1 protein-coding gene is annotated in these 434 nt (G+C 60.8%); it reads right to left on the bottom strand.

Going from position 1 to position 434, the window contains the following annotated elements:
• Positions 1 to 107: 107 nt before the first annotated feature.
• Positions 108 to 413 (bottom strand): hypothetical protein, encoded by a 306-nt coding sequence (locus DVK01_RS21530; RefSeq protein WP_049916523.1) that lies wholly within the window; start codon positions 411 to 413, stop codon positions 108 to 110.
• Positions 414 to 434: the final 21 nt, after the last annotated feature.

Below are 434 nucleotides of genomic sequence, written 5' to 3' on the forward strand. Positions count from 1 at the left end.
CACACGAGCGTCTACATCTCGGAACACCCGACTCACGAGCGGAAACACCGCAACTGAGCGGGCGGGGGTGCGTCAAAACCGGACGAGAGCGGGAGAAAACAGCGTTTTCAGTCGAACGTAATCCACGCGAGGAACACGAGACCGACCGTCTCGAAGACGTGTAACAGCATCATCAGTCGCCACGCGATGACGGGCACGTCGGTGCTGAACCACCCCGAGAGCGTCGGGTCGAGGATGTACATGTAGAACGCCAGCGCGTTCTCGGCGAGGAGGAACACCCCGAACACGAGGAGTCCGACGGCGTGTTTAGACCTGAAGGTCAGGTAGTTTCGGGCCCACACCGCCGACAGTGCGAGTAGCACGACGACGTTGACGCCCGAGGAGACCGTCGCGACGTCCACCCAGATACTCATTCGTTCTCTCCTTTCCCCGTC

This window comes from Haloarcula sp. Atlit-120R (assembly GCF_003665885.1).
Classification (GTDB): domain Archaea; phylum Halobacteriota; class Halobacteria; order Halobacteriales; family Haloarculaceae; genus Haloarcula; species Haloarcula taiwanensis.